The organism is Streptomyces sp. NPDC051987 (assembly GCF_040680735.1).
Lineage (GTDB): Bacteria > Actinomycetota > Actinomycetes > Streptomycetales > Streptomycetaceae > Streptomyces.
The window spans coordinates 1-23,091 of sequence record NZ_JBFAXI010000099.1 but is presented as its reverse complement, the minus strand read 5'-3'; the positions used below and the strand labels follow the sequence as shown (position 1 = coordinate 23,091).

The window sequence follows — 23,091 nt, the reverse complement described above, 5'->3', positions numbered from 1 at the left end:
AGGCGTAACACCCGAGACTCCTTCGTCACTGCGGCGAAACAACGAGGGGCGGTGTCCGAAACCGCGCTGCGTCAATCTCATGGCGCATAACCGGCCCACCCCCCGCTTGACCGGACCGCACTCAGGCAACGCCCGCACCCGGGGCCGTACCAATCGACGAGGAGACGCCGATGGCATCAGCCGCCATCACGCTTGCCGCGGAGGCACCCAAGCTGTCCTCCGCGAACACAGGCTTCATGCTCATCTGTTCCGCCCTGGTGCTGCTCATGACGCCGGGCCTCGCCTTCTTCTACGGAGGCATGGTCCGCGTCAAGAGCACCCTGAACATGCTGATGATGAGCTTCGTCAGCATCGGGATCGTCACCATCCTGTGGGTGCTCTACGGCTTCTCCCTGGCCTTCGGCACCAGCAACGGCTTCATCGGCTACGACTCCCACTGGCTGGGCATGAGCAACGTCGGACTGACGGAGCTCTGGCCCGGGTACACGATCCCGGTCTTCGTGTTCATGGTCTTCCAGATGATGTTCGCCGTCATCACCCCGGCCCTGATAAGCGGTGCCATCGCGGACCGCGTGAAGTTCTCGGCCTGGGCGCTCTTCGTCGCCCTGTGGCTCACGATCGTCTACGTGCCGGTCGCCCACTGGGTCTGGGGTGCCGACGGCTGGGCCTACAAGCTCGGCGTGATCGACTTCGCCGGTGGTACCGCGGTCCACATCAACGCCGGTGCCGGCGCCCTCGGCGTCATCCTGGTCATCGGCAAGCGCGTCGGCTTCAAGAAGGACCCGATGCGCCCGCACAGCCTCCCGCTGGTCATGCTCGGCGCCGGTCTGCTGTGGTTCGGCTGGTTCGGCTTCAACGCCGGCTCGTGGCTCGGCAACGACGACGGCGTCGGCGCGCTGATGTTCGTCAACACGCAGGTCGCGACCGCCGCCGCCATGCTCGCCTGGCTCGCCTACGAGAAGATCCGGCACGGCGCGTTCACCACGCTGGGTGCCGCCTCCGGCGCGGTCGCCGGTCTGGTCGCGATCACCCCGTCCGGTGGTGCGGTCTCCCCGCTCGGCGCGATCGCCGTCGGCGCCATCGCCGGTGTCGCCTGTGCCGCGGCCGTCGGCCTGAAGTTCAAGTTCGGCTACGACGACTCCCTCGACGTGGTCGGCGTTCACATGGTCGGCGGCATCATCGGCTCCCTGCTCATCGGCTTCTTCGCCACCGGCAAGGGCCAGTCCACCGCGACCGGCGTCTTCTACGGCGACCACTCCTTCACCCAGCTGTGGAAGCAGTTCGCCGGTGTCGGCGCGGTCCTCGCCTACTCCCTGGTCGCCTCCGCGGTCCTCGCCTTCCTCCTCGACAAGACCCTCGGCATGCGGGTCACCGAGGACGAGGAGGTCTCCGGCATCGACCAGGCCGAGCACGCCGAGACTGCATACGACTTCAGCGGTGCGGGCGGCGGTGTCGTCGGCTCCGTCTCCGCCGCGGCCCTCGCCGGATCCAGCAAGAAGGTGGACGCATGAAGCTCATCACCGCCGTCGTGAAGCCTCACCGGCTCGACGAGATCAAGGAGGCCCTGCAGGCCTTCGGCGTCCACGGCCTCACGGTCACCGAGGCCAGCGGCTACGGTCGGCAGCGCGGCCACACCGAGGTCTACCGTGGTGCCGAGTACACGGTCGACCTGGTGCCCAAGATCCGTATCGAGGTGCTGGCCGAGGACGAGGACGCCGAACAGCTGATCGACGTCGTCGTCAAGGCCGCCCGCACCGGCAAGATCGGTGACGGCAAGGTCTGGTCGGTCCCGGTCGAGACCGCCGTACGGGTCCGCACCGGCGAACGCGGCCCGGACGCGCTGTAGAACAGAACCACCTGAATACAGGCAGGAGTCGCTGGGTGACGGGTACGGAAGTTCGGAACGACGCGGAGAACACGGGACCCAGCGGCTACGCGGCGGCCCGGCTGCGCCTCCTCACCGAGGAGGCGCGGTCCGGGCCGCCGCGCCGTGCCGCCCTCTCCCAGCTGACCGACGAATGGCTGACCGGGCTGTTCGCGGCGGCCACCGAGGGCATCAGGGGCGGCGTCTCGCTCGTCGCCGTCGGCGGCTACGGCCGCGGCGAGCTCTCCCCACGCAGCGACCTGGACCTCCTGCTGCTGCACGACGGCGGCGACGCCGGCGCGGTGGCCGCGGTCGCCGACCGGCTCTGGTACCCCGTCTGGGACCTGGGCCTGGCCCTCGACCACTCCGTGCGCACCCCGGCCGAGGCCCGGAAGACCGCCGGCGAGGACCTCAAGGTCCAGCTCGGCCTCCTCGACGCCCGCCACCTCGCCGGCGACCTCGGCCTCACCTCCGGACTGCGCACCGCGATCCTCGCCGACTGGCGCAACCAGGCGCCCAAACGCCTCCCCGAACTCCAGGAACTCTGTGCCGAGCGCGCCGAACGCCAGGGCGAGCTCCAGTACCTCCTGGAACCCGACCTCAAGGAGGCCCGCGGCGGCCTCCGCGACGCCACCGCCCTGCGCGCCGTCGCCGCCTCCTGGCTGGCCGACGCCCCTCGCGAGGGGCTCGCCGACGCCCGCCGGCGCCTCCTCGACGTCCGGGACGCCCTGCACCTGACCACAGGGCGTGCCACCGACCGCCTGGCGCTCCAGGAGCAGGACCAGGTCGCCGCCGAACTGGACCTCCTCGACGCCGACACCCTGCTGCGCCAGGTCTACGAGTCCGCCCGCGTCATCTCCTACGCCAGCGACGTCACCTGGCGCGAGGTGGGGCGCGTGCTGCGCTCGCGCGCCGTCCGCCCACGGCTGCGCGCCATGCTGGGCGGTGGGAAGCCGGTCGCCGAGCGTTCCCCGCTCGCCGAGGGCGTCGTGGAACAGGACGGCGAGGTGGTGCTCGCCCGCGCCGCCCGCCCCGAACGCGACCCCGTGCTCCCGCTGCGCGCCGCGGCCGCCGCCGCCCAGGCCGGCCTCCCGCTCTCCCTGCACGCCGTACGGCGGATGGCCGCCACCGCCCGCCCGCTGCCCACGCCCTGGCCCGCCGAGGCCCGCGAGCAGCTGGTCACCCTGCTCGGCTCCGGCCGCCCCACCGTGGAGGTCTGGGAGGCGCTGGAGGCGGAGGGCCTGATCACCCGCCTGCTGCCCGACTGGGAGCGGGTGCGCTGCCGCCCGCAGCGCAACGCCGTGCACATCTGGACCGTCGACCGGCACCTCATCGAGACCGCCGTCCGCGCCTCCGAGTTCACTCGCCGCGTCCACCGCCCCGACCTGCTGCTGGTGGCCGCCCTGCTGCACGACATCGGCAAGGGCTGGCCCGGCGACCACTCGGTGGCCGGCGAGATCATCGTCAAGGACGTGGCCGCCAGGATCGGCTTCGACCACGCCGACGTGGCGGTCCTGGCGACCCTGGTACGCCACCACCTGCTGCTCATCGAGACCGCCACCCGGCGCGACCTGGACGACCCGGCCACCGTCCGCCTGGTCGCCGACGCGGTCGGCACGCAGAGCACCCTGGAGCTGCTGCACGCCCTCACCGAGGCCGACGCGCTGGCCACCGGCCCGGCCGCCTGGTCGGCCTGGCGCGGCTCGCTCGTCGCCGACCTGGTGAAGCGGGTCTCGGCGGTCCTCGCCGGGGAGACCGCCGACGAGGAGCCCGAGCCGGGCGCCCCCACGGCCGAGCAGGAGCGGCTGGCCATCGAGGCCCACCGCACCGGTGCCCCGGTGCTGGCCCTGCGCGCCCAGACCGAGCCGCCGGCCGCCGGCGAGGAGCCCGCGGGCGACCCCGAACCGCTCGGCGTCGAGCTGATCATCGCCGTACCCGACCAGCCGGGCGTCCTGCCCGCCGTCGCCGGGGTGCTGGCCGTGCACCGCCTCACGGTCCGCACGGCCGAACTGCGCGCCCTGCAGCTCCCCGCCGACGTCGACGACGGCACCGTCCTGCTCCTCGACTGGCGGGTCGCGGCCGAGTACGGCTCGCTGCCGCAGGCGGCCCGGCTCCGCGCCGACCTGGTCCGTGCCCTGGACGGCTCCCTGGACATCGCCGGCCGCCTCGCCGAGCGGGACGCCGCCTACCCGCGGCGCCGGGGCCGGGTGGCCCCGCCGCCGCGCGTCACGGTGGCTTCCGCGGCCTCCCGGCACGCGACGGTCTTCGAGGTCCGCGCCCAGGACGCGCCGGGCCTGCTGTTCCGCATCGGCAGCGCGCTGGAGGACGCCGAGGTACGGGTGCGCAGCGCGCACGTCAGCACGCTCGGCTCCAACGCCGTCGACGCCTTCTACGTGACCGGCACCGACCACGCGCCCCTGCCCGCGGAGGAGGCGGCTTCCGTGGCCAGGAAACTGGAGGAGACGCTGCGGGCGTGACCCCGGGCGCGTGTCACGCGTTCCACCGGGTGTGTGCCCCTCGCCGCGGCGGGGACGGTCAGGTCCCGTCCCCGCCCGCGGATCAGCGGGTGGGGATGATTCGCTTGCGCGGCCGGATACCCTGGAGGGCAGCCCAGACTGTCGCCTAAGCCGAGGACCGACGCAGCCGTGTTCGATACCCTTTCTGATCGCCTCTCAGCCACGTTCAAGTCCCTCCGGGGCAAGGGCCGGCTCAGCGAGGCGGACATCGACGCCACGGCCAGGGAAATCCGCATCGCGCTCCTCGAAGCCGACGTGGCCCTCCCGGTCGTCCGCACGTTCATCAAGAACGTCAAGGAGCGGGCGCTCGGAGCCGAGGTCTCCAAGGCGCTGAACCCGGCCCAGCAGGTTCTGAAGATCGTCAACGACGAGCTGGTCACGATCCTCGGCGGCGAGACCCGTCGGCTGCGCTTCGCCAAGCAGCCGCCCACCGTGATCATGCTGGCCGGTCTCCAGGGCGCCGGCAAGACCACCCTCGCGGGCAAGCTCGGCCGCTGGCTCAAGGAGCAGGGCCACTCCCCGCTGCTCGTCGCCGCCGACCTCCAGCGCCCCAACGCCGTCAACCAGCTGAGCGTGGTGGCCGACCGGGCCGGGGTCGCCGTCTACGCCCCCGAGCCGGGCAACGGCGTCGGCGACCCCGTGAAGGTCGCCAAGGACTCCATCGACTTCGCGAAGTCCAAGGTCCACGACATCGTGATCGTGGACACCGCCGGCCGGCTCGGCATCGACCAGGAGCTGATGCAGCAGGCGGCCGACATCCGGGACGCCGTCTCGCCCGACGAGATCCTCTTCGTCGTCGACGCCATGATCGGCCAGGACGCCGTCACCACCGCCGAGGCCTTCCGCGACGGCGTCGGCTTCGACGGAGTCGTCCTGTCCAAGCTCGACGGCGACGCCCGCGGTGGTGCCGCGCTCTCCATCCGCCAGGTCACCGGCAAGCCGATCATGTTCGCGTCGAACGGCGAGAAGCTGGAGGACTTCGACGCCTTCCACCCGGACCGGATGGCCTCCCGCATCCTCGACATGGGTGACCTGCTCACCCTGATCGAGCAGGCGGAGAAGACGTTCAGCCAGGAAGAGGCCCAGAAGATGGCCTCCAAGCTGGCGTCGAAGAAGGGCCAGGACTTCACCCTGGACGACTTCCTGGCCCAGATGGAACAGGTCAGGAAGATGGGTTCCATCTCGAAGCTCCTCGGGATGCTGCCGGGCATGGGCCAGATCAAGGACCAGATCAACAACCTCGACGAGCGCGAGGTCGACCGCATCGGCGCGATCATCAAGTCGATGACCCCGGGCGAGCGCCAGGACCCGACGATCATCAACGGCTCGCGCCGCGCGCGTATCGCCAAGGGCTCCGGTGTCGAGGTCAGCGCCGTGAAGGGACTCGTCGAGCGGTTCTTCGAGGCCCGCAAGATGATGTCCCGCATGGCACAGGGCGGGGGCCTGCCGGGCATGCCGGGGATCCCGGGCATGGGCGGCGGCCCCGGCCGGCAGAAGAAGCAGCCGAAGCAGGCCAAGGGCAAGCAGCGCTCCGGCAACCCGATGAAGCGCAAGCAGCAGGAGCTGGAGGAGGCCCAGCGCCGCGAGGCCGCCGCCCAGGGCGGGAACGCCTTCGGGCTGCCGCAGCAGGGTGCCGAGAACTTCGAGCTGCCGGACGAGTTCAAGAAGTTCATGGGCTGAGTTCACCCATAGCGAGTGCCAGGGGTTGGTCCTTGTCGTAACGTCCGCATATGACCAACCCCGCGCCGCCGCGCAAGTCCCCCGACCAGCCGTGGCGTACCGAGGGCGCTCCCGAGGAGCCGCCCAAGCCGCCGAACGGCGGGCGGAAGATGCACGGCGGCTGGTGGCGGCTGATCGTCACCGCGCTGGTCGTGTACCTGCTGGCCAACCTGGTGCTGTCGTACTTCGACCAGGCGAACGAGCCGACGATCTCGTACACCGAGTTCAGCAGGCAGGTGGACGCGGGCAACGTCGAGAAGATCTACGCCAAGGGCGACTCGATCCAGGGGCAGCTGAGGAAAGAGCAGAAGAACCCCGAGGGCGGCGGGAACTACACCAAGTTCAACACCGAGCGCCCGTCGTTCGCCGGGGACGACCTCTGGACCAGCCTGACCAAGCACGACGTGACGGTCACCGCGGAACCGGTCGTCCAGCACCGCAGCTTTCTCGCCAATCTGCTGATCTCCCTGGCGCCGATCATCATCCTGGTCGCGGTGTGGGTCTTCATCGCCCGCCGGATGAGCGCGGGGCTCGGCGGCGCGGGCGGCATGCTGGGCCGCAAGGCGCCGCCCAAGCCGGTCGAACTGGAGCCCGGACAGCAGCGGACCACCTTCGAGGACGTGGCAGGCATCGACGAGGTCGAGGGTGAACTCAACGACGTCGTCGACTTCCTGAAGAACCCCGACGCCTACCGGAAGATGGGCGCCAAGATGCCCCGCGGCGTGCTGCTGGCCGGCCCGCCCGGCACCGGCAAGACGCTGCTCGCGCGGGCCGTCGCCGGCGAGGCGGGGGTGCCGTTCTTCTCGGCCTCGGCCTCCGAGTTCATCGAGATGATCGTCGGTGTCGGCGCCTCCCGCGTGCGCGAACTGTTCGCCGAGGCCCGCAAGGTCGCCCCCTCCATCATCTTCATCGACGAGATCGACACCATCGGCCGGGCCCGCGGCGGCGGCGCGTCCATGGGCGGCCACGACGAGCGCGAGCAGACCCTCAACCAGATCCTCACCGAGATGGACGGCTTCTCCGGTTCGGAGGGCGTCATCGTCATCGCGGCCACCAACCGTGCCGACATCCTCGACCCGGCCCTGACCCGCCCCGGCCGCTTCGACCGCGTCGTCCAGGTCTCGCCGCCGGACCGCACCGGCCGTGAGGCCATCCTGCAGATCCACACCCGCCAGATCCCGCTCGCCCCGGACGTCGACCTCGCCCAGGTGGCCCGCACGACCCCGGGCATGACCGGCGCCGAACTGGCCAACCTCGCCAACGAGGCCGCCCTGCTCGCCGTCAAGCGCAAACAGGACAAGGTCACCCAGTCCGACCTCTCGGAGGCCCTGGAGAAGGTCCAGCTGGGCGCCGAGCGCCCCCTGGTCATGCCGGAGGAGGAGCGCAGGCGCACCGCCTACCACGAGAGCGGGCACGCCCTGCTGGGCATGCTGCAGCCCGGTGCCGACCCGGTCCGCAAGATCACCATCGTGCCGCGCGGCCGCGCCCTCGGCGTCACGCTCTCCACGCCGGACGCCGACAAGTACGCGTACACCGAGGAGTACCTGCGCGGCCGGATCATCGGCGCCCTCGGCGGCATGGCCGCCGAGCAGGTCGTCTACGGCGTGATCACCACCGGCTCGGAGAGCGACCTGGAACAGGTCACCGGCATCGCGCGCGGCATGGTCTCCCGCTGGGGCATGAGCGAGGAGGTCGGCCGCCTCTCCGCCCTCCCGAGCGACGCGCAGCAGGCCTACGGCCTCGCCGCCGCACCCCAGACCCTCGACGTGATCGACACCGAGATGCGCCGGATCGTCGACGAGTGCTACGAGGAGGCCTGCCGCAAACTCCGCGACCACCGCGGCCAGCTGGACGCCCTCGCACAGGCCCTCCTGGAGAACGAGACCCTGGAGGAGGCGGACGCGTACCGCATCGCGGGCATCACCCGCCTGACCAAGGACCTGGACGAGGCCTGACCTTCGAGCGCCCTGGTTTGAGCGCCCCGAAAGGGGCGCGGGGCTGTCATCGATGTGCGGCTCCGCCGCGTGGGCGCGACCAGCCCCCACGGCGCCGCACCGAAGACGGCGGCCGCGACCCAGCGTCAGCGCACCCGCGCGATCAAGTACCGGAACACATTCGGCATCCACACCGTGCCGTCGGCCCGCACGTACGGCTGGAGCGCCTCGACCAGTTCCTTCCCGACCTGCTCCTCGTCGGCCGCCGAGATCCCCGCGTCGAACAGCCCGGTCGACATCAGCCCCCGCACGGCGCTGTCCGTGTCGGCGTACCCGAACGGGCAGGAGACCCGCCCCGAACCGTCGATCCGCAGACCAGCCCGCTCGGCCACCTCCTCCAGATCGTCGCGGCAGGCAGGCCGCCAGCTCCCTGCGCTCCGCAAAGGATCGGCCAACTTCGCGGCCACCCGCAGCACGGACGAGGTCGCGCAGCGCTCCGGCGGACCCCAGCCGGCCAGCACCACCGCCGCCCCGTGCGCCGCCAACGGCGTCGCCTCGGCGAGCAGGTCACCGAGGTCCGCGGCGTCGCCGGCCAGGCAGCCGATCGGCTCGAAGGCGGTGATCAGGTTGTACCCCGGGGCCTGCCCGACCGCCGCGTCCCGGGGAGTGCCCACGACGATCCGGGCGGCTCGGCCGCGCGCGCGTGCGTTCGGCGCGGGCTCGGGCAGCAGGCGCTCACGGGCGAGCGCGAGCCGTTCGGGGCAGGAGTCGACTCCGGTGACCGCGGCTCCTCTGGCCGCCGCCATCAGCAGGGCGAGGCCGGAACCGCAGCGCAGGCCGAGCAGCCGGGTGGCAGGGCCCACTTCGAGTCGCTCGTGGACGGTCTCGTAGAGCGGCACCAGCATCCGCTCCTGGATCTCGGACCAGTCACGCGCGCGTGCGCCCAGGTTCCCACGGGGTGGTGAGTCCGCGTGGGACAGGTGGTGCCGCACGAGCGTAGGTGTCATAGGTAAGCGCCCCAATCCGCCGAGAGAGTTACGCACTGACCGATTCCGTGGCCCCCGTGTCGTGCGCTCGCACTTCCCACCTATGCCACATAACTCCGGGCTCGCGATGGCGTCCAGAGGTCGTGGGTCCCGGCTTGCACGTGGGCTGTGACTGTGGCGAGATTTCACATCCCGGCAACGTGGGGCTCTACCATCGGACCCACGACCCAGCGGTTCTGGCCATGGCCGGGCGGCGGGCCGTGGGTGACGCCGGGGCCGCCGCGCACGCTGAACAGGGTGAGGCTTGCGCCACGAGAGCGACCGAAACACCTCTTGCGTATCAGCCGATCTCCGTCGCCCAGGCGTCCGGACCAGGGGTACGTGCCGGGGCGTACGTCAGACTACGCACCGGCTTGGTACGAGCTGTGAGGCTTCTCCGCAGTTCAGCGCACCCGTGTTCGTCTCCACGCATCAGCGGCAACTGACGGGTACGTGCAAATTATTTGGGATGCCCCGGAATAGGAACACAGGGGCACCCCCGCTCGTTCTCATTACGTGAGCACGACACAGACACCACCTGTTCTCGCCGCAGAGCTGGCGCAGGCGTGGGCCGACATTCAGCGGTACCACCCCGAGCTGCCGGACCTTGCCGCGCCAGAGTCCCTGATCGGGGAGTCGTCGTCCGCGTGCGGTCACGAGCTCTCCTTCGAACGGCTGCTCCATGAGGCAGTCCACGGCATCGCCGCCTCCCGCGGAGTCCGCGACACCTCCCGGGCCGGCCGCTACCACAACCGCCGATTCCTCGCGATCGCCGAGGAGCTGGGCCTGGACCACCCCGACGAGCCGCATCCCAGCAGCGGCTTCTCGCTGGTCACGCTCAACCCCGAGGCGAAGCGACGCTACCGTCCGACCATCGAGAGACTGCAGCGCGCTCTCAAGGCGCACACGGTGGCCACGTCCGCCGACACCACCCGCACCTTCCGCGGCCCGGCAGCCCGTCACGGCTCTTCGGGCGGCGGCGTCCGGGTCAAGGCGGTGTGCGACTGCGGCCGCAATGTCCGGGTGGTTCCGTCGGTCCTGGCCCAGGCCCCCATCGTCTGCGGCGGCTGCGGGAAACCGTTCCGCATCCCGGAGGTCGTGGGCGCGGCATAGGCCGCGGCTGCTCGTGGCAGCCGCAGTCATGCCCGACGTCACCCTTCCGCTCGCGGACGGCAACTTCACAGCACCGGTCGGCGCACCCGTCGTACCTCACCTCCACGCCGGGTGCGCCTGTGGCATGCCCGAAGGCGCCCCATCACCCGGCGGCCGAAGCGACCCGCCGGGTGTGGCACAATGGCTAGCTGTACTCGACAGTCGCACAGGACCCCTCTCTCCTCCGGCTGACGCGTCCATCGGGCACTCGGGTACCGCAACCCCACGCGGCAATCTCGCCGTGCCCAACCACGTCAAATCCAGGAGAACCCACTCCCGTGGCAGTCAAGATCAAGCTGAAGCGTCTGGGCAAGATCCGTTCGCCTCACTACCGCATCGTCGTCGCCGACTCCCGCACCCGCCGTGACGGCCGTGCGATCGAGGAGATCGGCAAGTACCACCCGACCTACAACCCGTCGGTCATCGAGGTGGACGCCGACCGCGTCGCGTACTGGCTCGGCGTCGGCGCCCAGCCGACCGAGCCCGTGCTCGCCATCCTGAAGAAGACCGGCGACTGGCAGAAGTTCAAGGGCGAGCCCGCCCCGGCGCCGCTGCTCGTGGCCGCGCCGAAGGCCACGCGTCCGTCGTTCGAGGCGCTCGGCGGTGACGACGAGGGCAAGGGTGAGGCGATCACCCAGAAGAAGAAGGCTGAGAAGAAGGACGAGGCCGCGGCTGAGTCCGAGTCGACCGAGGCCTGAGCAGCATGCTCGAAGAGGCGCTTGAGCACCTCGTGAAGGGCATCGTCGACAACCCTGACGATGTGCAGGTCGCCTCGCGCAACCTGCGCCGCGGGCGCGTGCTGGAGGTCCGGGTGCACCCCGACGACCTCGGCAAGGTGATCGGCCGTAACGGCCGCACCGCACGCGCCCTGCGCACCGTCGTGGGCGCCATCGGCGGTCGCGGAGTCCGCGTCGACCTCGTCGACGTCGACCACGTCCGCTGACGCTTTCGCAGCAGCACCGGCTCGGGCCGGGGAGGGCCACTGGCCGTCCCCGGCCCGCAGTCGTATGAGCAGATTCGAGCAGGTCGAGCAGGAGATGACAGGAGAACAGGCACAGTGCAGCTGGTAGTCGCACGGATCGGCCGCGCCCACGGCATCAAGGGCGAGGTCACCGTCGAGGTACGTACCGACGAGCCGGAGCTCAGGCTCGCGCCCGGCGCCGTACTCGCCACCGATCCCGCGTCGGCGGGACCGCTCACCATCGAGACCGGCCGGGTGCACAGCGGCCGTCTGCTCCTGCGCTTCGAGGGCGTCAAGGACCGCACCGGCGCCGAGGCCCTGCGCAACACCCTCCTGATCGCCGAGATCGACCCGGAGGAGCTGCCCGAGGGCGAGGACGAGTACTACGACCACCAGCTCATCGACCTGGACGTGGTCACCGAGGACGGCACCGAGGTCGGCCGGATCACCGAGATCTCGCACCTGCCCTCCCAGGACCTGTTCATCGTGGAGCGGCCCGACGGCAGCGAGGTGATGATCCCGTTCGTGGAGGAGATCGTCACCGGGATCGACCTGGCCGAGCAGCGGGCGGTCATCGCCCCGCCGCCCGGCCTGATCGACGACCGGGCCGAGATCGCGTCCGCGCGCGACGAGCCGTCGGCGGGCGAGGACCCCTCGCCGAGGGAAGAGTCGTAAGAGATGCGCCTCGACGTAGTCACGATCTTCCCCGAGTACCTCGAACCCCTGAACGTCTCGCTGGTCGGCAAGGCACGCGCGCGTGGCCGGCTCGATGTCCAGGTGCACGATCTGCGCAGGTGGACCTACGACCGGCACAACACGGTCGACGACACCCCCTACGGCGGCGGGCCCGGCATGGTCATGAAGACCGAGCCCTGGGGCGACGCCCTGGACACCGTCCTCGCCGACGGCTACGAGACCGGCGCGCACGCCCCCGCGCTCATCGTGCCGACCCCGAGCGGCCGTCCCTTCACCCAGGAACTCGCCGTCGAACTCTCCGAGCGACCCTGGCTGATCTTCACCCCGGCCCGCTACGAGGGCATCGACCGGCGGGTCATGGACGAGTACGCCACCCGGATGCCGGTCTACGAGGTGTCCATCGGCGACTACGTGCTGGCCGGCGGCGAGGCGGCCGTGCTCGTCATCACGGAGGCCGTGGCGCGGCTGCTGCCCGGCGTCCTCGGCAACGCCGAGTCGCACCGGGACGACTCCTTCGCGCCCGGCGCGATGGCGAACCTCCTGGAGGGCCCCGTCTACACCAAGCCGCCCGTCTGGCGCGGCCGGGACATCCCCGACGTGCTGCTCAGCGGCCACCACGGCAAGATCGCCCGCTGGCGCCGCGACGAGGCCCTGAAGCGGACCACCGTCAACCGGCCGGACCTGATCGAGCGCTGTGCCCCCGGGGAGTTCGACAAGAAGGACCGCGAGATGCTCTCCATCCTGGGCTGGGCCCCGGACCCGGAGGGCGCCCCGCACGGCCGATTTTGGCGCAGGCCAGAGGGCGTGGAAGAATAGGCCGCTGTTGTGCGTCCGTCCGGCGTGCGCCCCTGCCACAGGGGGACACGACGCCCGCCCCGACCCGCGCGGCAGACCCCATGGAACACCTAGTTTCCGTTGATGACCTGTGGCATCAGCGAGGAAAGCAGACGAAATGTCTCACCTGCTCGACACCGTCGACGCCGCGTCGCTGCGCAGCGACGTCCCGGCCTTCCGCCCGGGTGACACCGTCAACGTCCACGTCCGCGTCATCGAGGGCAACCGCTCCCGTGTGCAGCAGTTCAAGGGCGTTGTGATCCGCCGCCAGGGCAGCGGTGTCCGCGAGACCTTCACGGTCCGCAAGGTCTCCTTCTCCGTCGGCGTCGAGCGCACCTTCCCGGTGCACACCCCGATCGTCGAGAAGATCGAACTCGTCACCCGCGGTGACGTGCGTCGCGCCAAGCTGTACTACCTGCGCGACCTGCGCGGCAAGGCCGCGAAGATCAAGGAGAAGCGGGACAGCTGATCTCGCGTGCCGGTCCTCGCGAGCCCCAGGCGGACGAGCCGGTAAGAAGGAGTCTCATCGAGGCCGGATACCATCTGGCCCCGATGGACACCGAAGCACAGCAGACGGAGCGCGACCGCTCCTCCCGCCCCGAACCAGAGGCCGCGGAGGACCGGTCGCGTTTCGCGTTGGTGGCGCGGGCCGTCCAGCGGGTCACCGACTGGCTGCCCGGCGGCTGGATCACCCTCACCCTTTTCGCCTGCCTCGCGTTTTTGCTCGTCCTCAACACTTTCGTGGTGCAACCATTCCAGATTCCCAGCGGATCCATGGAACAGGGATTGAGGATCGGGGACCGGGTTCTCGTAAATAAGTTGGCGTACCGTTTCGGTGCCGGGCCGCGCCGGGGAGATGTCGTGGTGTTCGACGGCTCCGGTTACTTCGGGGACGCGGACTACATCAAACGCGTCGTCGGTGTGGGAGGAGACCATGTGGTCTGCTGCGACCAGAAGGGGAGGATCGAAGTGAACGGCCGGCCGGTGGACGAGACCTCGTTCCTGTATCCCGGGGACACCGCCTCCACCGTGCCCTTCAACGTCGACGTCCCCGACGGCACGCTCTTCGTCCTCGGCGACCACCGCAGCAACTCCAGCGACTCCCGCGACCACCTCGGCTCGCCCGGCGGCGGCATGATCCCCGTCGGCGACGTCATCGGCCGGGCCGACTGGATCGTCTGGCCGTACGCCCACTGGACCCGTCTCACCCGTCCCGCCGCCTACGCGCGCGTGCCGTCGGCCGGAGCGTCCCATGGGTAACCGCGGCAGACCGCGCGGCGTGCCGGTGGACGCCGCCGCCAGCCTGCTGCCCACCGGGGCCCGGCGCACCTCCGGTCCGTCCGGCGGCCGCTCCCGCGCGGAGCGGCGCAAGCTGCAGCGCAAGGTCAAGCGCAAGCGCCGGCGCGGCGCGGTGCGGGAGATACCGCTGCTGGTCGGCGTGGCCGTCCTGATAGCGCTCGTGCTGAAGACGTTCCTCGTCCAGGCCTTCGTGATCCCGTCGGGTTCCATGGAGCAGACGATCCGGATCGGCGACCGGGTCCTGGTGGACAAGTTCACCCCCTGGTTCGGGTGGAAACCGCACCGCGGCGACGTCGTCGTCTTCCACGACCCGGGCGGCTGGCTGGCGGGCGAGCAGACCACCCAGGCGAACGACCCGGTCGTGGTCAAGCAGGTCAAGGAAGGGCTCACGTTCATCGGCCTGCTGCCGTCCGCCAACGAGAAGGACCTCATCAAACGGGTCATCGGCGTCGGCGGCGACCACGTCAAGTGCTGTGACGCCCAGGGCCGGGTGACCGTCAACGGCGTTCCGCTGACCGAGGGTGACTACCTGTATCCCGGAAACGCCCCCTCCACACAGGAGTTCGACATCACCGTCCCCGAGGGACGGCTGTGGGTGATGGGCGACCACCGCGGCAACTCGGCCGACTCCCGGGCACACATGGACACCGACTACGGCGGCACGGTCGCCGTCACCTCGGTGGTGGGCCGCGCCATGATGATCGGCTGGCCCGTCGGCCACTGGACCAAGCTCGACGAACCTAAAACCTTCGCAAGCGTTTCTGACTCCGGGTCGGGGTCGACCGCGGCCCCCCGGCTGTCGCATAGGGTTGCCTCCGACGGTCCGAACGGATACATCCAACTCCCGAGCCCTGCGGAACTCCCGCTCGTTATGGGAGTGGTGGGCCTGCGCCGGGGACGACGCGGGCGGCGGCACGGAGTAAGGAGTTGGCGTGGGGGATGTGGCGGTTGGCGCACGGTCGGGACACGACGGCGAGGAGCACAGCGGGCGCCCCGTGGAGAATGTCCCCTCCGCAGACGGCGCCTCGACCTCCGGCGACGGCACCGGGCCCGGTGGAGACGGCACCCCGGCAGAGGGTCCGTACTCCGGAGGTGACGGCGCGGGCGCGGACGGCGACCCGGGCAAGTCGGCGGCGTCCGCACCGAAGAAGCCACGTTCCTTCTGGAAGGAGCTGCCGATCCTGGTCATCATCGCCCTGGTGCTGGCGCTGCTGATCAAGACCTTCCTGGTGCAGGCGTTCTCGATCCCGTCCGACTCGATGCAGAACACCCTCCAGCAGGGCGACCGCGTCCTGGTCGACAAGCTCACCCCGTGGTTCGGCTCCGAGCCGGAGCGCGGCGAGGTCGTCGTCTTCCACGACCCGGACGACTGGCTGGCGGGCGAACCCACCGCCCAGCCGAACGCGATCCAGACCTTCCTCAGCTGGATCGGCCTGATGCCGTCGGCAGAGGAGCGCGACCTGATCAAGCGGGTCATCGGCGTCGGCGGCGACACGGTGTCCTGCAAGGGCAGCGGCCCGCTCATGGTCAACGGCCATGCGCTGAACGAGCCCTATGTGTACCCGGGCAACACCCCGTGCAGCGTCGACGACCAGGGCGGCCAGTTCACGGTCCACGTGCCCAAGGGCTCCATCTGGGTGATGGGCGACCACCGCCAGAACTCCCGCGACTCGCGCTACAACCAGTCCGACAAACACCACGGCATGGTCCCGGTGAAGGACGTCGTCGGCCGTGCCATCGTCAAGGCCTGGCCGATCAACCGCTGGGGCACGCTGCCGATCCCGGACACCTTCGACCAGAGCGGCATCAACACCCAGTCGTCCGCCGCGGCCTCCCTGTCGGTGGCGCCGGAGGGCGTGGTCGTCGCCGCCGTGCTGCCGGTCGCGGTGTGGCGTCGGCGCCGGGGCGACCGCGTCGAGCAGAAGGTCGACCAGCGCGTGGCCGCCGGCCGGCGCTGACCGCCGCGCGCGGCGCGACCGGGCTGACCACCCCATGTGAAAGCCTTGGGGAGCTTGTGACCAGGGGCGCCGAAGAAGGGCTGCCCCTGCCCGGTACCGCCGGGTAGGGTGCGGCCTCATGGGCGACAGCACGATACGGACGGCCCCGCGCAGCGGCGGAGGCACCAGCACGAGTGCGGCACAGGCCGGCAGCAGACTCGGACAGCGGTTGTCCGGGATCGCCGTGGCGCTGGGCATCGTGCTGTTCCTGGGCGGATTCGCCTGGGCGGCGGTGGTCTACCGGCCGTACACCGTGCCCACCGCCTCGATGACGCCGACGATCGACGTCGGGGACCGGGTCATCGGCCAGCGCATCGACGGCAGCGAGGTGCGCCGGGGCGATGTCGTCATCTTCCGCGACAAGAGCTGGGTCACCAACGCGAACGTCGTCAAGCGCGTGGTCGCCGTCGGCGGGGACACGGTGGCCTGCTGCACCGACGGCAAGCTGACCGTCAACGGCAAGCAGATCGACGAGCCGTATCTGCCGGCCGGCAGCCAGGCCGAACTCCAGGGCTTCCCGAAGGTCACCGTCCCCAAGGGCCGGCTCTTCCTCCTCGGTGACGAGCGCCAGGGTTCCCTGGACTCCACCGCCCACCTCACCGACGCGGCGCAGGGCACGGTCGCGCGCAGTGCCGTCAGTGCCCGCGTGGACGCCGTGATCTGGCCGATGAAGGGCCTGCTCAAGCGCCCGACCGGCTTCGAGACCCTGGGTGCCCTCTCGCAGCCGGGGCCGCTGCACCTGATCGAGTTCATGATCGTGGCAGGTGGGGTGCTGGTCCTCGGGGGCGGCGCCTACGGCCCGGTCGCGGGCCTGCTGTCCCGAGCCCGTGCCCGCACGGAGCCCGCCGGTGCCCGCTGAGGCGCTGCCGGAGGACGGCCTGCGGAAGGTGGCCCGGGTGGTCCTGCTCGACCCCGAGAACCGCATCCTGCTGCTGCACGGCCACGAGCCGGACGACCCGGCCGACGACTGGTGGTTCACGCCCGGCGGCGGTCTGGAGGGCGACGAGACCCGTGAGCAGGCCGCAGTGCGGGAACTCGCCGAGGAGACCGGCATCACGGACGTCCAACTCGGTCCGGTGCTGTGGCGGCGGACCTGCTCCTTCCCGTTCGCCGGCCGCCGCTGGGACCAGGACGAGTGGTACTACCTGGCCCGCACGACGCAGACGGCCACCGCGGCCACCGCCCTCACCGAGCTGGAACGGCGCAGTATGGCCGGAGCACGTTGGTGGACGTGCCAGGAACTGACCCGGGCGCATGAGACGGTGTATCCGACCAGACTCGCCGAGCTGTTCCGTAGGCTGCTCGACGAAGGTCCCCCCGCCGGGCCGGTCACCCTTGACACGGAAATCGTCTAGGGGCGTCCGCGACTGGCGCACAATGGTGGGATCGCACGGCTGAAGGGGAACATGCCATGAGCGCCGAGGACCTCGAGAAGTACGAGACCGAGATGGAGCTGAAGCTCTACCGGGAGTACCGCGATGTCGTCGGTCTGTTCAAATACGTGATCGAGACCGAGCGGCGCTTCTACCTCACCAACGACTACGAGATGCAGGTGCACTCGGTCCAGGGTGAGGTCTTCTTCGAGGTGTCCATGGCGGACGCCTGGGTCTGGGACATGTACCGGCCGGCCCGTTTCGTGAAGCAGGTCCGCGTCCTCACGTTCAAGGACGTGAACATCGAGGAGCTGAACAAGAGCGACCTGGAGCTTCCGGGCGGCTGAGCCGTGGAGGGTGTCGCTCGTGAGGGTGACGGAATTGTCCACAACCGCTGAGTAGCTCACCAAGATCAACTTCTTGGCCGGGGATGCGTGACGGTTGGCGCCGGAGGTGGTGCCGACATGAACACGGACCAGGCACGCACGGACCAGGCACGCACGGAGCAGACACGTGCGCATCGGGCACGCGCAGATCGGGCGTGCACGGATCATGCACGTCATGCACGCGCGAACCAGGCGTCCACGGCTCAGGCGCGCAGGAGTCGCGCGCGCAGTGCACTCGGCCAGTACGGCGAGACGCTGGCCGCACGGCGGCTGGCCGAGGCCGGGATGACGGTCCTGGAGCGCAACTGGCGCTGCGGCCGGACCGGCGAGATCGACATCGTGGCGCGGGACGGCGACGTCCTGGTCGTCTGCGAGGTCAAGACCCGCCGGGCTGGGGTCTTCGAGCACCCCATGGCCGCGGTCTCCCCGCAGAAGGCGCAGCGCCTGCGCGGCCTGGCCGAGCACTGGATCCACGCACACGGCGGGGCACCCCCCGGCGGTGTCCGCATCGACGTCGTCGGAGTGCTCCTGCCGCGGCGCGGGGCGCCCGTCGTCGAGCACGTCCGGGGGGTGGCGTGAGATGGGGTTCGCGCGTACCTGCTCGGTGGCGCTGGTCGGCGTCGAGGGCGTGGTCGTCGAGGTCCAGGCCGACCTGGAACCCGGCGTGGCGGCCTTCACCCTGGTGGGGCTGCCGGACAAGAGCCTGACCGAGAGCCGCGACCGGGTCCGGGCGGCGGTGGTGAACTCGGGCGCCGCCTGGCCCTCGAAGAAGCTCACCGTCGGACTCAGCCCGGCGTCCGTGCCGAAGAGCGGCAGCGGCTTCGACCTCGCGGTGGCCGCGGCCGTGCTCGGGGCGGCCGAGCGGATCGATCCCCGGGTGCTCGCCGAGATCGTGATGATCGGCGAGCTGGGCCTGGACGGCCGGGTCCGGCAGGTCCGGGGCATCCTGCCCGCCGTGCTGGCCGCCGCCGACGCCGGCTACGAGCAGGTGGTCGTCCCGGAGAGCGCCGTGCCGGAGGCCTCGCTGGTGCCGGGGGTGTCCGTGCTGGGCGTCCGCAGCCTGCGCCAGCTGATCGCCGTCCTCACCGACGAACCGGTGCCCGACGAGGAGCCCGTCGGCGGCGAGATCCGCCCGGACCCGTTCCTCGCCGGGCTCGCCCTCCCGGGCATGGGGCTCGGCACCGGCATGGTCACCGGCGACCACGCGCCCGACCTCGCGGACGTCGCGGGGCAGCAGGTGGCCCGCGCCGCCCTGGAGGTGGCCGCGGCCGGCCGCCATCACGTCTTCTTCAAGGGTCCGCCCGGCGCCGGCAAGACCATGCTGGCCGAGCGGCTGCCGGGGCTGCTGCCCGAGCTGAGCCGGCAGGAGTCCCTGGAGGTCACCGCCGTCCACTCGGTGGCCGGGATGCTGCCGCCCGGCCACCCCCTGGTCGACCGCCCGCCGTACTGCGCCCCGCACCACTCGGCCACCATGGCCTCCCTGGTCGGCGGCGGAACCGGCCTGCCGCGCCCCGGAGCGGTCTCCCTGGCCCACCACGGCGTGCTCTTCCTGGACGAGGCGGCCGAGTTCCACAGCAGCGTCCTGGACGCCCTGCGCCAGCCCCTGGAGTCGGGCCACGTCGTCGTCGCCCGCGCCGCCGGGATGCTGCGGATGCCCGCGAGGTTCCTCATGGTCCTCGCCGCCAACCCCTGCCCCTGCGGCAGGCACGGCACCGCAGGAGACGTCTGCGAGTGCCGGCCCTCCTCGATCAAGCGGTACCGCGCCCGGCTCTCCGGCCCCCTGATGGACCGGGTGGACCTCAGGGTCACCGTCGAACCCGTCGCCAGGGAGGAACTGCTGCGGCTGCACACCGGAGCCGAGCCCTCCGCCGTCGTGGCCGACCGGGTGCGCGCGGCGCGGGAGCGGGCCGCCCACCGCTACGACGGGCTGCCCTGGCACACCAACAGCGAGGTCCCGGGACACGAACTCCGCACCCGCTGGCACGTCCGGCCGGGCGCGCTGCTCAAGGCGGAGCTGGACCTCGACCGGGGCCTGCTCACCGCCCGTGGCCTGGACCGGGTGCTCCGGGTCGCCTGGACCCTCGCCGACCTGGCGGGCCGCGACCGGCCCTCGGCCAACGACGTCAACCTGGCCCTGGAGCTGCGCACCGGCGTCCGGCGTGGCGCGGTCCTGGAGGGGATCGCCCCATGAGCGACCCCGAACTGCTCGACCGGGTCTTCCTGGCCCGGGTCGTCGAACCCGGTGACGAGATCGCCGGGCGGTGGGTGCGGGAGCGGGGCGTGCCGGAGGTGGCGGGCCGGCTGCGCGAGGGCGGGCCGCCCCTGCCCGGCGTCAGCGGCACTCGTTGGGCGGGCCTGCTGTCCCGGGCGCACCAGGCCGATCCGCACGCGGACCTCGCCGTCGCACGGAAGGCCGGTGCGCGGTTCGTGCGCCCCGGCGACACCGAGTGGCCCAGCCAGCTCGACGACCTCGGCGACGCCCGCCCGCTCGGCCTGTGGGTGCGCGGCCGGCCCAGTCTGCGGATGTGGGCGCTGCGCTCCGTCGCCGTCGTCGGGGCCCGCGCCTGCACCGAGTACGGCGCCCACATGGCGGCCGTTCTCGCCGCGGGGCTCGCCGAGCGCGGCTGGGTCGTGGTGTCCGGCGGGGCCTACGGCGTCGACGGCGCCGCGCACCGCGGAGCGCTGGGTGCCGGCGGGGCCACCGTCGCCGTGCTGGCCAGCGGGGTCGACCGGCCCTATCCCCGGGGCCACACCGAGCTGATCAACAGGATCGCCGAACAGGGACTGGTGGTGGGGGAGTTGCCGCCCGGCGAGCATCCGACACAGAGCAGGTTCGTGCTCCGCAACCGGGTCATCGCGGCGCTCACCAGGGGGACCGTCGTGGTGGAGGCCGCCCACCGCAGCGGCTCACTGGTCACCGCGCGGGCGGCGCAGCGGCTCGGCAGGCTCACCATGGGCGTGCCAGGACCGGCCACCAGCGGTCTCTCGGCCGGGGTGCACGAGCTTCTCCGACAGGAGGCCGTGCTGGTCACCGATGCGGCGGAGGTCGTCGAACTCGTCGGTGACATGGGCGAGCTGGCCCCCGCCAGGCGCGGCCCCGTCCTCCCGCGCGACCTGCTCGAACCCGCCGCCCGGCAGGTCCTCGCGGCGCTGCCCGGCAACCGGACGGCCTCACCCGAAGAGGTGGCACGCGGCGCCCAGACCTCCCCGGACGAGGCGGTCGCGAGACTGTACGAACTCCGAGCACTTGGTTACGTCGAACGACACGGCGACGGCTGGAAGTTGACACGCCAGGCGATGATCTCGGTCCGGGCAGGTCGGAGCCGGTGCTGACCGAGCGTGTTCGGCCGTCCGGGGGAACCCCCGACGCCCTTGGGAATTCCCGGAGTTGACGCCTTCCAAAGATCACACAGAGCGACGCGCCGAGCGCGGTGGGGCGCGCCGTGCAGGGGGTTCGCGCAGGGGTGGAGCCTCCTTGTTCGCGCACCGCGACTCTTCAGTCACGCTACGCTCACGAAAGGCCTGGCGCAGACCGCGCCGACCGGTACGAGACCGACACCCCGCCCGACCCTCGCTTTCACCTCCCACTCCACCTGCTCCACGGCACATCACGGCAGTTCCTGGCACTTCACAGCAGAACGGCACAAGGCGACGAATGCCCCAGCACACCTCCGGATCCGACCGGGCGGCGATCCCCCCAGCCGCCCGTGACGGTGGCAGAGTGCGGCCGCCCGCTCCCTCGACGCTCGACGAGCTGTGGCGGTCGTACAAGGCGACGGGGGACGACCGGCTGCGGGAGCAGCTGATCCTGCACTACTCGCCGCTGGTCAAGTACGTGGCGGGGCGGGTGAGCGTGGGTCTGCCGCCCAACGTGGAGCAGGCCGACTTCGTCTCCTCCGGGGTGTTCGGGCTGATCGACGCGATCGAGAAGTTCGACGTCGACCGGGAGATCAAGTTCGAGACGTACGCGATCACCCGGATCCGGGGCGCGATGATCGACGAGCTGAGGGCGCTGGACTGGATCCCGCGTTCGGTCCGGCAGAAGGCGCGGAACGTGGAGCGGGCCTACGCCACCCTGGAGGCCCGGCTGCGGCGCACGCCCTCGGAGGGCGAGGTCGCCGCCGAGCTGGGCATCGAGGTGGACGAGCTGCACGCCGTCTTCAGTCAGCTGTCGCTGGCCAACGTGGTGGCGCTGGAGGAGCTGCTGCACGTCGGGGGCGAGGGCGGCGAGGGGCTGAGCGTGATGGACACGCTGGAGGACACCGCCGCGGACAACCCCGTGGAGGTGGCCGAGGACCGGGAGCTGCGGCGGTTCCTGGCGCGGGCGATCAACACGCTGCCGGAGCGGGAGAAGACCGTGGTGACGCTCTACTACTACGAGGGGCTCACCCTCGCCGAGATCGGGAACGTGCTCGGGGTCACCGAGAGCCGGGTCAGCCAGATCCACACCAAGTCGGTGCTGCAGCTGCGGGCCAAGCTGGCGAGTTTCGGCCGTTGACCGAGGCCGGCGGGAGACTTCCGGCCGACGGCGGCGGCCGCGCACGCCGCGTCCCCGCCGTGCTGTCTCCCGTCCGGCCCGGCGCGTCCGTACAGTGGTCGCCGTGCCAAGGATTCGAGCGGCCTCCGTGGCCGAGCACAGGTCGATGCAGCGAGCCGCCCTGCTGGACGCGGCGCGGTCCCTCCTGTCCGAGGGCGGCACGGAGGCGCTGACCTTCCCCGCGCTCGCCGAGCGCACGGGGCTCGCGCGCTCGTCCGTCTACGAGTACTTCCGGTCCCGGGCCGCCGTCGTCGAGGAGCTGTGCGAGGCCGACTTCCCGGTCTGGGCGGCGGAGGTCGCGGCGGCGATGGAGCGGGCGGATTCCGCCGAGGGCAGGGTCGAGGCGTACGTCCGGCAGCAGCTGGCGCTGATCGGGGACCGGCGGCACCGGGCGGTGGTCGCCATCTCGGCGAGCGAGCTGGACGCGGGCGCACGGGAGAAGATCAGGGCCGCGCACGGCGGGCTGGTCGCGATGATCGTGGAGGCGCTGGGGGAGCTGGGGCATGGGCAGCCGCGGCTCGCGGCGATGCTGGTCCAGGGGGTCGTGGACGCGGCGGTGCGGCGGATCGAGCTGGGGGCGGCGGAGGACCCGGCCGTGATCACCGACGCGGCCGTCGCGATGGCCCTGCGGGGCGTGCGGGCCTGAGGCGGGCCGGTGCGCCGGTGCTGGTGCCGGGGGTGGGGACGCTTACCGGCGCCGGCAGGGTGCCTCCCCCAGCCTTCGGCCGGGGGGACCCCCAGCGCCCACCCGTGCCGCCCCAGCGGCACGACTGCCCGCGGCAAGGGTGAAGGACACGG

23 protein-coding genes are annotated in these 23,091 nt (G+C 71.4%); 22 read left to right on the top strand and 1 reads right to left on the bottom strand.

The window, feature by feature from the left end:
- Positions 1–170: 170 nt before the first annotated feature.
- From AB0M11_RS34575 to ftsH, 5 genes are all read left to right on the top strand, one after another.
- Positions 171–1,511 carry an ammonium transporter gene (locus AB0M11_RS34575; RefSeq protein ID WP_365712100.1) on the top strand — a complete coding sequence of 447 codons (1,341 nt, stop codon included), beginning with the start codon at positions 171–173 and terminating at the stop codon, positions 1,509–1,511.
- On the top strand, positions 1,508–1,846 hold the full coding sequence (locus AB0M11_RS34570; protein ID WP_089098508.1) for a P-II family nitrogen regulator: 339 nt from the start codon (positions 1,508–1,510) through the stop codon (positions 1,844–1,846). Before AB0M11_RS34575 ends, AB0M11_RS34570 begins: the two co-directional genes overlap by 4 nt.
- Positions 1,847–1,881: 35 nt before the next feature.
- Positions 1,882–4,341: a [protein-PII] uridylyltransferase gene (locus AB0M11_RS34565; RefSeq protein WP_365712099.1), complete on the top strand. Its 2,460-nt coding sequence runs from the start codon at positions 1,882–1,884 to the stop codon at positions 4,339–4,341.
- A gap of 168 nt (positions 4,342–4,509) precedes the next feature.
- Positions 4,510–6,060: a signal recognition particle protein gene (ffh, locus tag AB0M11_RS34560; RefSeq protein ID WP_365712098.1), complete on the top strand. Its 1,551-nt coding sequence runs from the start codon at positions 4,510–4,512 to the stop codon at positions 6,058–6,060.
- A 50-nt stretch (positions 6,061–6,110) separates the two neighbouring features.
- Entirely contained in the window at positions 6,111–8,054 is a 1,944-nt protein-coding gene (gene ftsH / locus AB0M11_RS34555; protein WP_365712097.1) for an ATP-dependent zinc metalloprotease FtsH, read from the top strand.
- A 125-nt stretch (positions 8,055–8,179) separates the two neighbouring features.
- Here the strand turns inward: ftsH and AB0M11_RS34550 are convergent, their stop codons facing one another.
- A complete protein-coding gene (locus tag AB0M11_RS34550) occupies positions 8,180–9,040 on the bottom strand; it encodes a class I SAM-dependent methyltransferase (protein WP_365712096.1) in 861 nt (286 codons plus the stop codon).
- A 534-nt stretch (positions 9,041–9,574) separates the two neighbouring features.
- Between AB0M11_RS34550 and AB0M11_RS34545 the strand changes: the two genes are divergently transcribed.
- The 17 genes from AB0M11_RS34545 to AB0M11_RS34465 all read left to right on the top strand — a co-directional run bounded on the left by AB0M11_RS34545 (position 9,575) and on the right by AB0M11_RS34465 (position 22,939).
- Complete coding sequence (locus AB0M11_RS34545; RefSeq protein WP_365712095.1) at positions 9,575–10,171, top strand: hypothetical protein; 597 nt, start codon at positions 9,575–9,577, stop codon at positions 10,169–10,171.
- Positions 10,172–10,488: 317 nt separating this feature from the next.
- Positions 10,489–10,908 (top strand): 30S ribosomal protein S16, encoded by a 420-nt coding sequence (gene rpsP / locus AB0M11_RS34540; protein WP_093498844.1) that lies wholly within the window; start codon positions 10,489–10,491, stop codon positions 10,906–10,908.
- Positions 10,909–10,913: 5 nt separating this feature from the next.
- On the top strand, positions 10,914–11,153 hold the full coding sequence (locus AB0M11_RS34535; protein ID WP_003973401.1) for an RNA-binding protein: 240 nt from the start codon (positions 10,914–10,916) through the stop codon (positions 11,151–11,153).
- A 114-nt stretch (positions 11,154–11,267) separates the two neighbouring features.
- On the top strand, positions 11,268–11,846 hold the full coding sequence (gene rimM, locus AB0M11_RS34530) for a ribosome maturation factor RimM (protein WP_365712094.1): 579 nt from the start codon (positions 11,268–11,270) through the stop codon (positions 11,844–11,846).
- 3 nt (positions 11,847–11,849) lie between these two features.
- The gene (trmD, locus tag AB0M11_RS34525) at positions 11,850–12,683 is read left to right on the top strand and encodes a tRNA (guanosine(37)-N1)-methyltransferase TrmD (protein WP_365712093.1); all 834 of its coding nucleotides are present in this window, start codon (positions 11,850–11,852) and stop codon (positions 12,681–12,683) included.
- Between the two features lie 136 nt (positions 12,684–12,819).
- Entirely contained in the window at positions 12,820–13,170 is a 351-nt protein-coding gene (gene rplS / locus AB0M11_RS34520) for a 50S ribosomal protein L19 (RefSeq protein WP_365712092.1), read from the top strand.
- Positions 13,171–13,253: 83 nt separating this feature from the next.
- On the top strand, positions 13,254–13,961 hold the full coding sequence (lepB, locus tag AB0M11_RS34515; protein WP_365712091.1) for a signal peptidase I: 708 nt from the start codon (positions 13,254–13,256) through the stop codon (positions 13,959–13,961).
- Complete coding sequence (gene lepB / locus AB0M11_RS34510) at positions 13,954–15,096, top strand: signal peptidase I (protein WP_365712090.1); 1,143 nt, start codon at positions 13,954–13,956, stop codon at positions 15,094–15,096. Before lepB (AB0M11_RS34515) ends, lepB (AB0M11_RS34510) begins: the two co-directional genes overlap by 8 nt.
- Positions 14,996–15,958 carry a signal peptidase I gene (gene lepB / locus AB0M11_RS34505; protein ID WP_365712089.1) on the top strand — a complete coding sequence of 321 codons (963 nt, stop codon included), beginning with the start codon at positions 14,996–14,998 and terminating at the stop codon, positions 15,956–15,958. The genes lepB (AB0M11_RS34510) and lepB (AB0M11_RS34505) overlap by 101 nt, the downstream gene beginning before the upstream one ends.
- 118 nt (positions 15,959–16,076) lie before the next feature.
- Positions 16,077–16,856: a signal peptidase I gene (gene lepB, locus AB0M11_RS34500; protein WP_365712088.1), complete on the top strand. Its 780-nt coding sequence runs from the start codon at positions 16,077–16,079 to the stop codon at positions 16,854–16,856.
- On the top strand, positions 16,846–17,352 hold the full coding sequence (locus AB0M11_RS34495; RefSeq protein WP_365712087.1) for an NUDIX hydrolase: 507 nt from the start codon (positions 16,846–16,848) through the stop codon (positions 17,350–17,352). The genes lepB (AB0M11_RS34500) and AB0M11_RS34495 overlap by 11 nt, the downstream gene beginning before the upstream one ends.
- Positions 17,353–17,408: 56 nt before the next feature.
- Entirely contained in the window at positions 17,409–17,717 is a 309-nt protein-coding gene (locus AB0M11_RS34490; protein ID WP_003965949.1) for a DUF2469 domain-containing protein, read from the top strand.
- 117 nt (positions 17,718–17,834) lie between these two features.
- The gene (locus AB0M11_RS34485) at positions 17,835–18,335 is read left to right on the top strand and encodes a YraN family protein (RefSeq protein ID WP_365712086.1); all 501 of its coding nucleotides are present in this window, start codon (positions 17,835–17,837) and stop codon (positions 18,333–18,335) included.
- A gap of 1 nt (position 18,336) precedes the next feature.
- Positions 18,337–19,947, top strand: coding sequence for an ATP-binding protein (locus AB0M11_RS34480; RefSeq protein ID WP_365712085.1), 1,611 nt, complete (start codon positions 18,337–18,339; stop codon positions 19,945–19,947).
- The gene (gene dprA / locus AB0M11_RS34475; protein ID WP_365712084.1) at positions 19,944–21,089 is read left to right on the top strand and encodes a DNA-processing protein DprA; all 1,146 of its coding nucleotides are present in this window, start codon (positions 19,944–19,946) and stop codon (positions 21,087–21,089) included. The genes AB0M11_RS34480 and dprA overlap by 4 nt, the downstream gene beginning before the upstream one ends.
- A 322-nt stretch (positions 21,090–21,411) precedes the next feature.
- Entirely contained in the window at positions 21,412–22,254 is an 843-nt protein-coding gene (whiG, locus tag AB0M11_RS34470) for an RNA polymerase sigma factor WhiG (protein ID WP_365712083.1), read from the top strand.
- Between the two features lie 127 nt (positions 22,255–22,381).
- Positions 22,382–22,939, top strand: a complete 558-nt coding sequence (locus AB0M11_RS34465; RefSeq protein WP_365712106.1) for a helix-turn-helix domain-containing protein — start codon at positions 22,382–22,384, stop codon at positions 22,937–22,939.
- Positions 22,940–23,091: the final 152 nt, after the last annotated feature.

Excerpts from the sequence above, each read along its gene's own strand:
- AB0M11_RS34575 (WP_365712100.1), top strand. The coding sequence starts at position 171 with ATGGCATCAGCCGCCATCACGCTTGCCGCGGAGGCACCCAAGCTGTCC.
- AB0M11_RS34570 (WP_089098508.1), top strand. The coding sequence starts at position 1,508 with ATGAAGCTCATCACCGCCGTCGTGAAGCCTCACCGGCTCGACGAGATC.
- ftsH (WP_365712097.1), top strand. The coding sequence starts at position 6,111 with ATGACCAACCCCGCGCCGCCGCGCAAGTCCCCCGACCAGCCGTGGCGT.
- AB0M11_RS34550 (WP_365712096.1), bottom strand. The coding sequence starts at position 9,040 with ATGACACCTACGCTCGTGCGGCACCACCTGTCCCACGCGGACTCACCA.
- AB0M11_RS34535 (WP_003973401.1), top strand. The coding sequence starts at position 10,914 with ATGCTCGAAGAGGCGCTTGAGCACCTCGTGAAGGGCATCGTCGACAAC.
- trmD (WP_365712093.1), top strand. The coding sequence starts at position 11,850 with ATGCGCCTCGACGTAGTCACGATCTTCCCCGAGTACCTCGAACCCCTG.
- rplS (WP_365712092.1), top strand. The coding sequence starts at position 12,820 with ATGTCTCACCTGCTCGACACCGTCGACGCCGCGTCGCTGCGCAGCGAC.
- lepB (WP_365712091.1), top strand. The coding sequence starts at position 13,254 with ATGGACACCGAAGCACAGCAGACGGAGCGCGACCGCTCCTCCCGCCCC.
- lepB (WP_365712090.1), top strand. The coding sequence starts at position 13,954 with ATGGGTAACCGCGGCAGACCGCGCGGCGTGCCGGTGGACGCCGCCGCC.
- lepB (WP_365712088.1), top strand. The coding sequence starts at position 16,077 with ATGGGCGACAGCACGATACGGACGGCCCCGCGCAGCGGCGGAGGCACC.
- AB0M11_RS34490 (WP_003965949.1), top strand. The coding sequence starts at position 17,409 with ATGAGCGCCGAGGACCTCGAGAAGTACGAGACCGAGATGGAGCTGAAG.
- AB0M11_RS34485 (WP_365712086.1), top strand. The coding sequence starts at position 17,835 with ATGAACACGGACCAGGCACGCACGGACCAGGCACGCACGGAGCAGACA.
- AB0M11_RS34480 (WP_365712085.1), top strand. The coding sequence starts at position 18,337 with ATGGGGTTCGCGCGTACCTGCTCGGTGGCGCTGGTCGGCGTCGAGGGC.
- dprA (WP_365712084.1), top strand. The coding sequence starts at position 19,944 with ATGAGCGACCCCGAACTGCTCGACCGGGTCTTCCTGGCCCGGGTCGTC.
- whiG (WP_365712083.1), top strand. The coding sequence starts at position 21,412 with ATGCCCCAGCACACCTCCGGATCCGACCGGGCGGCGATCCCCCCAGCC.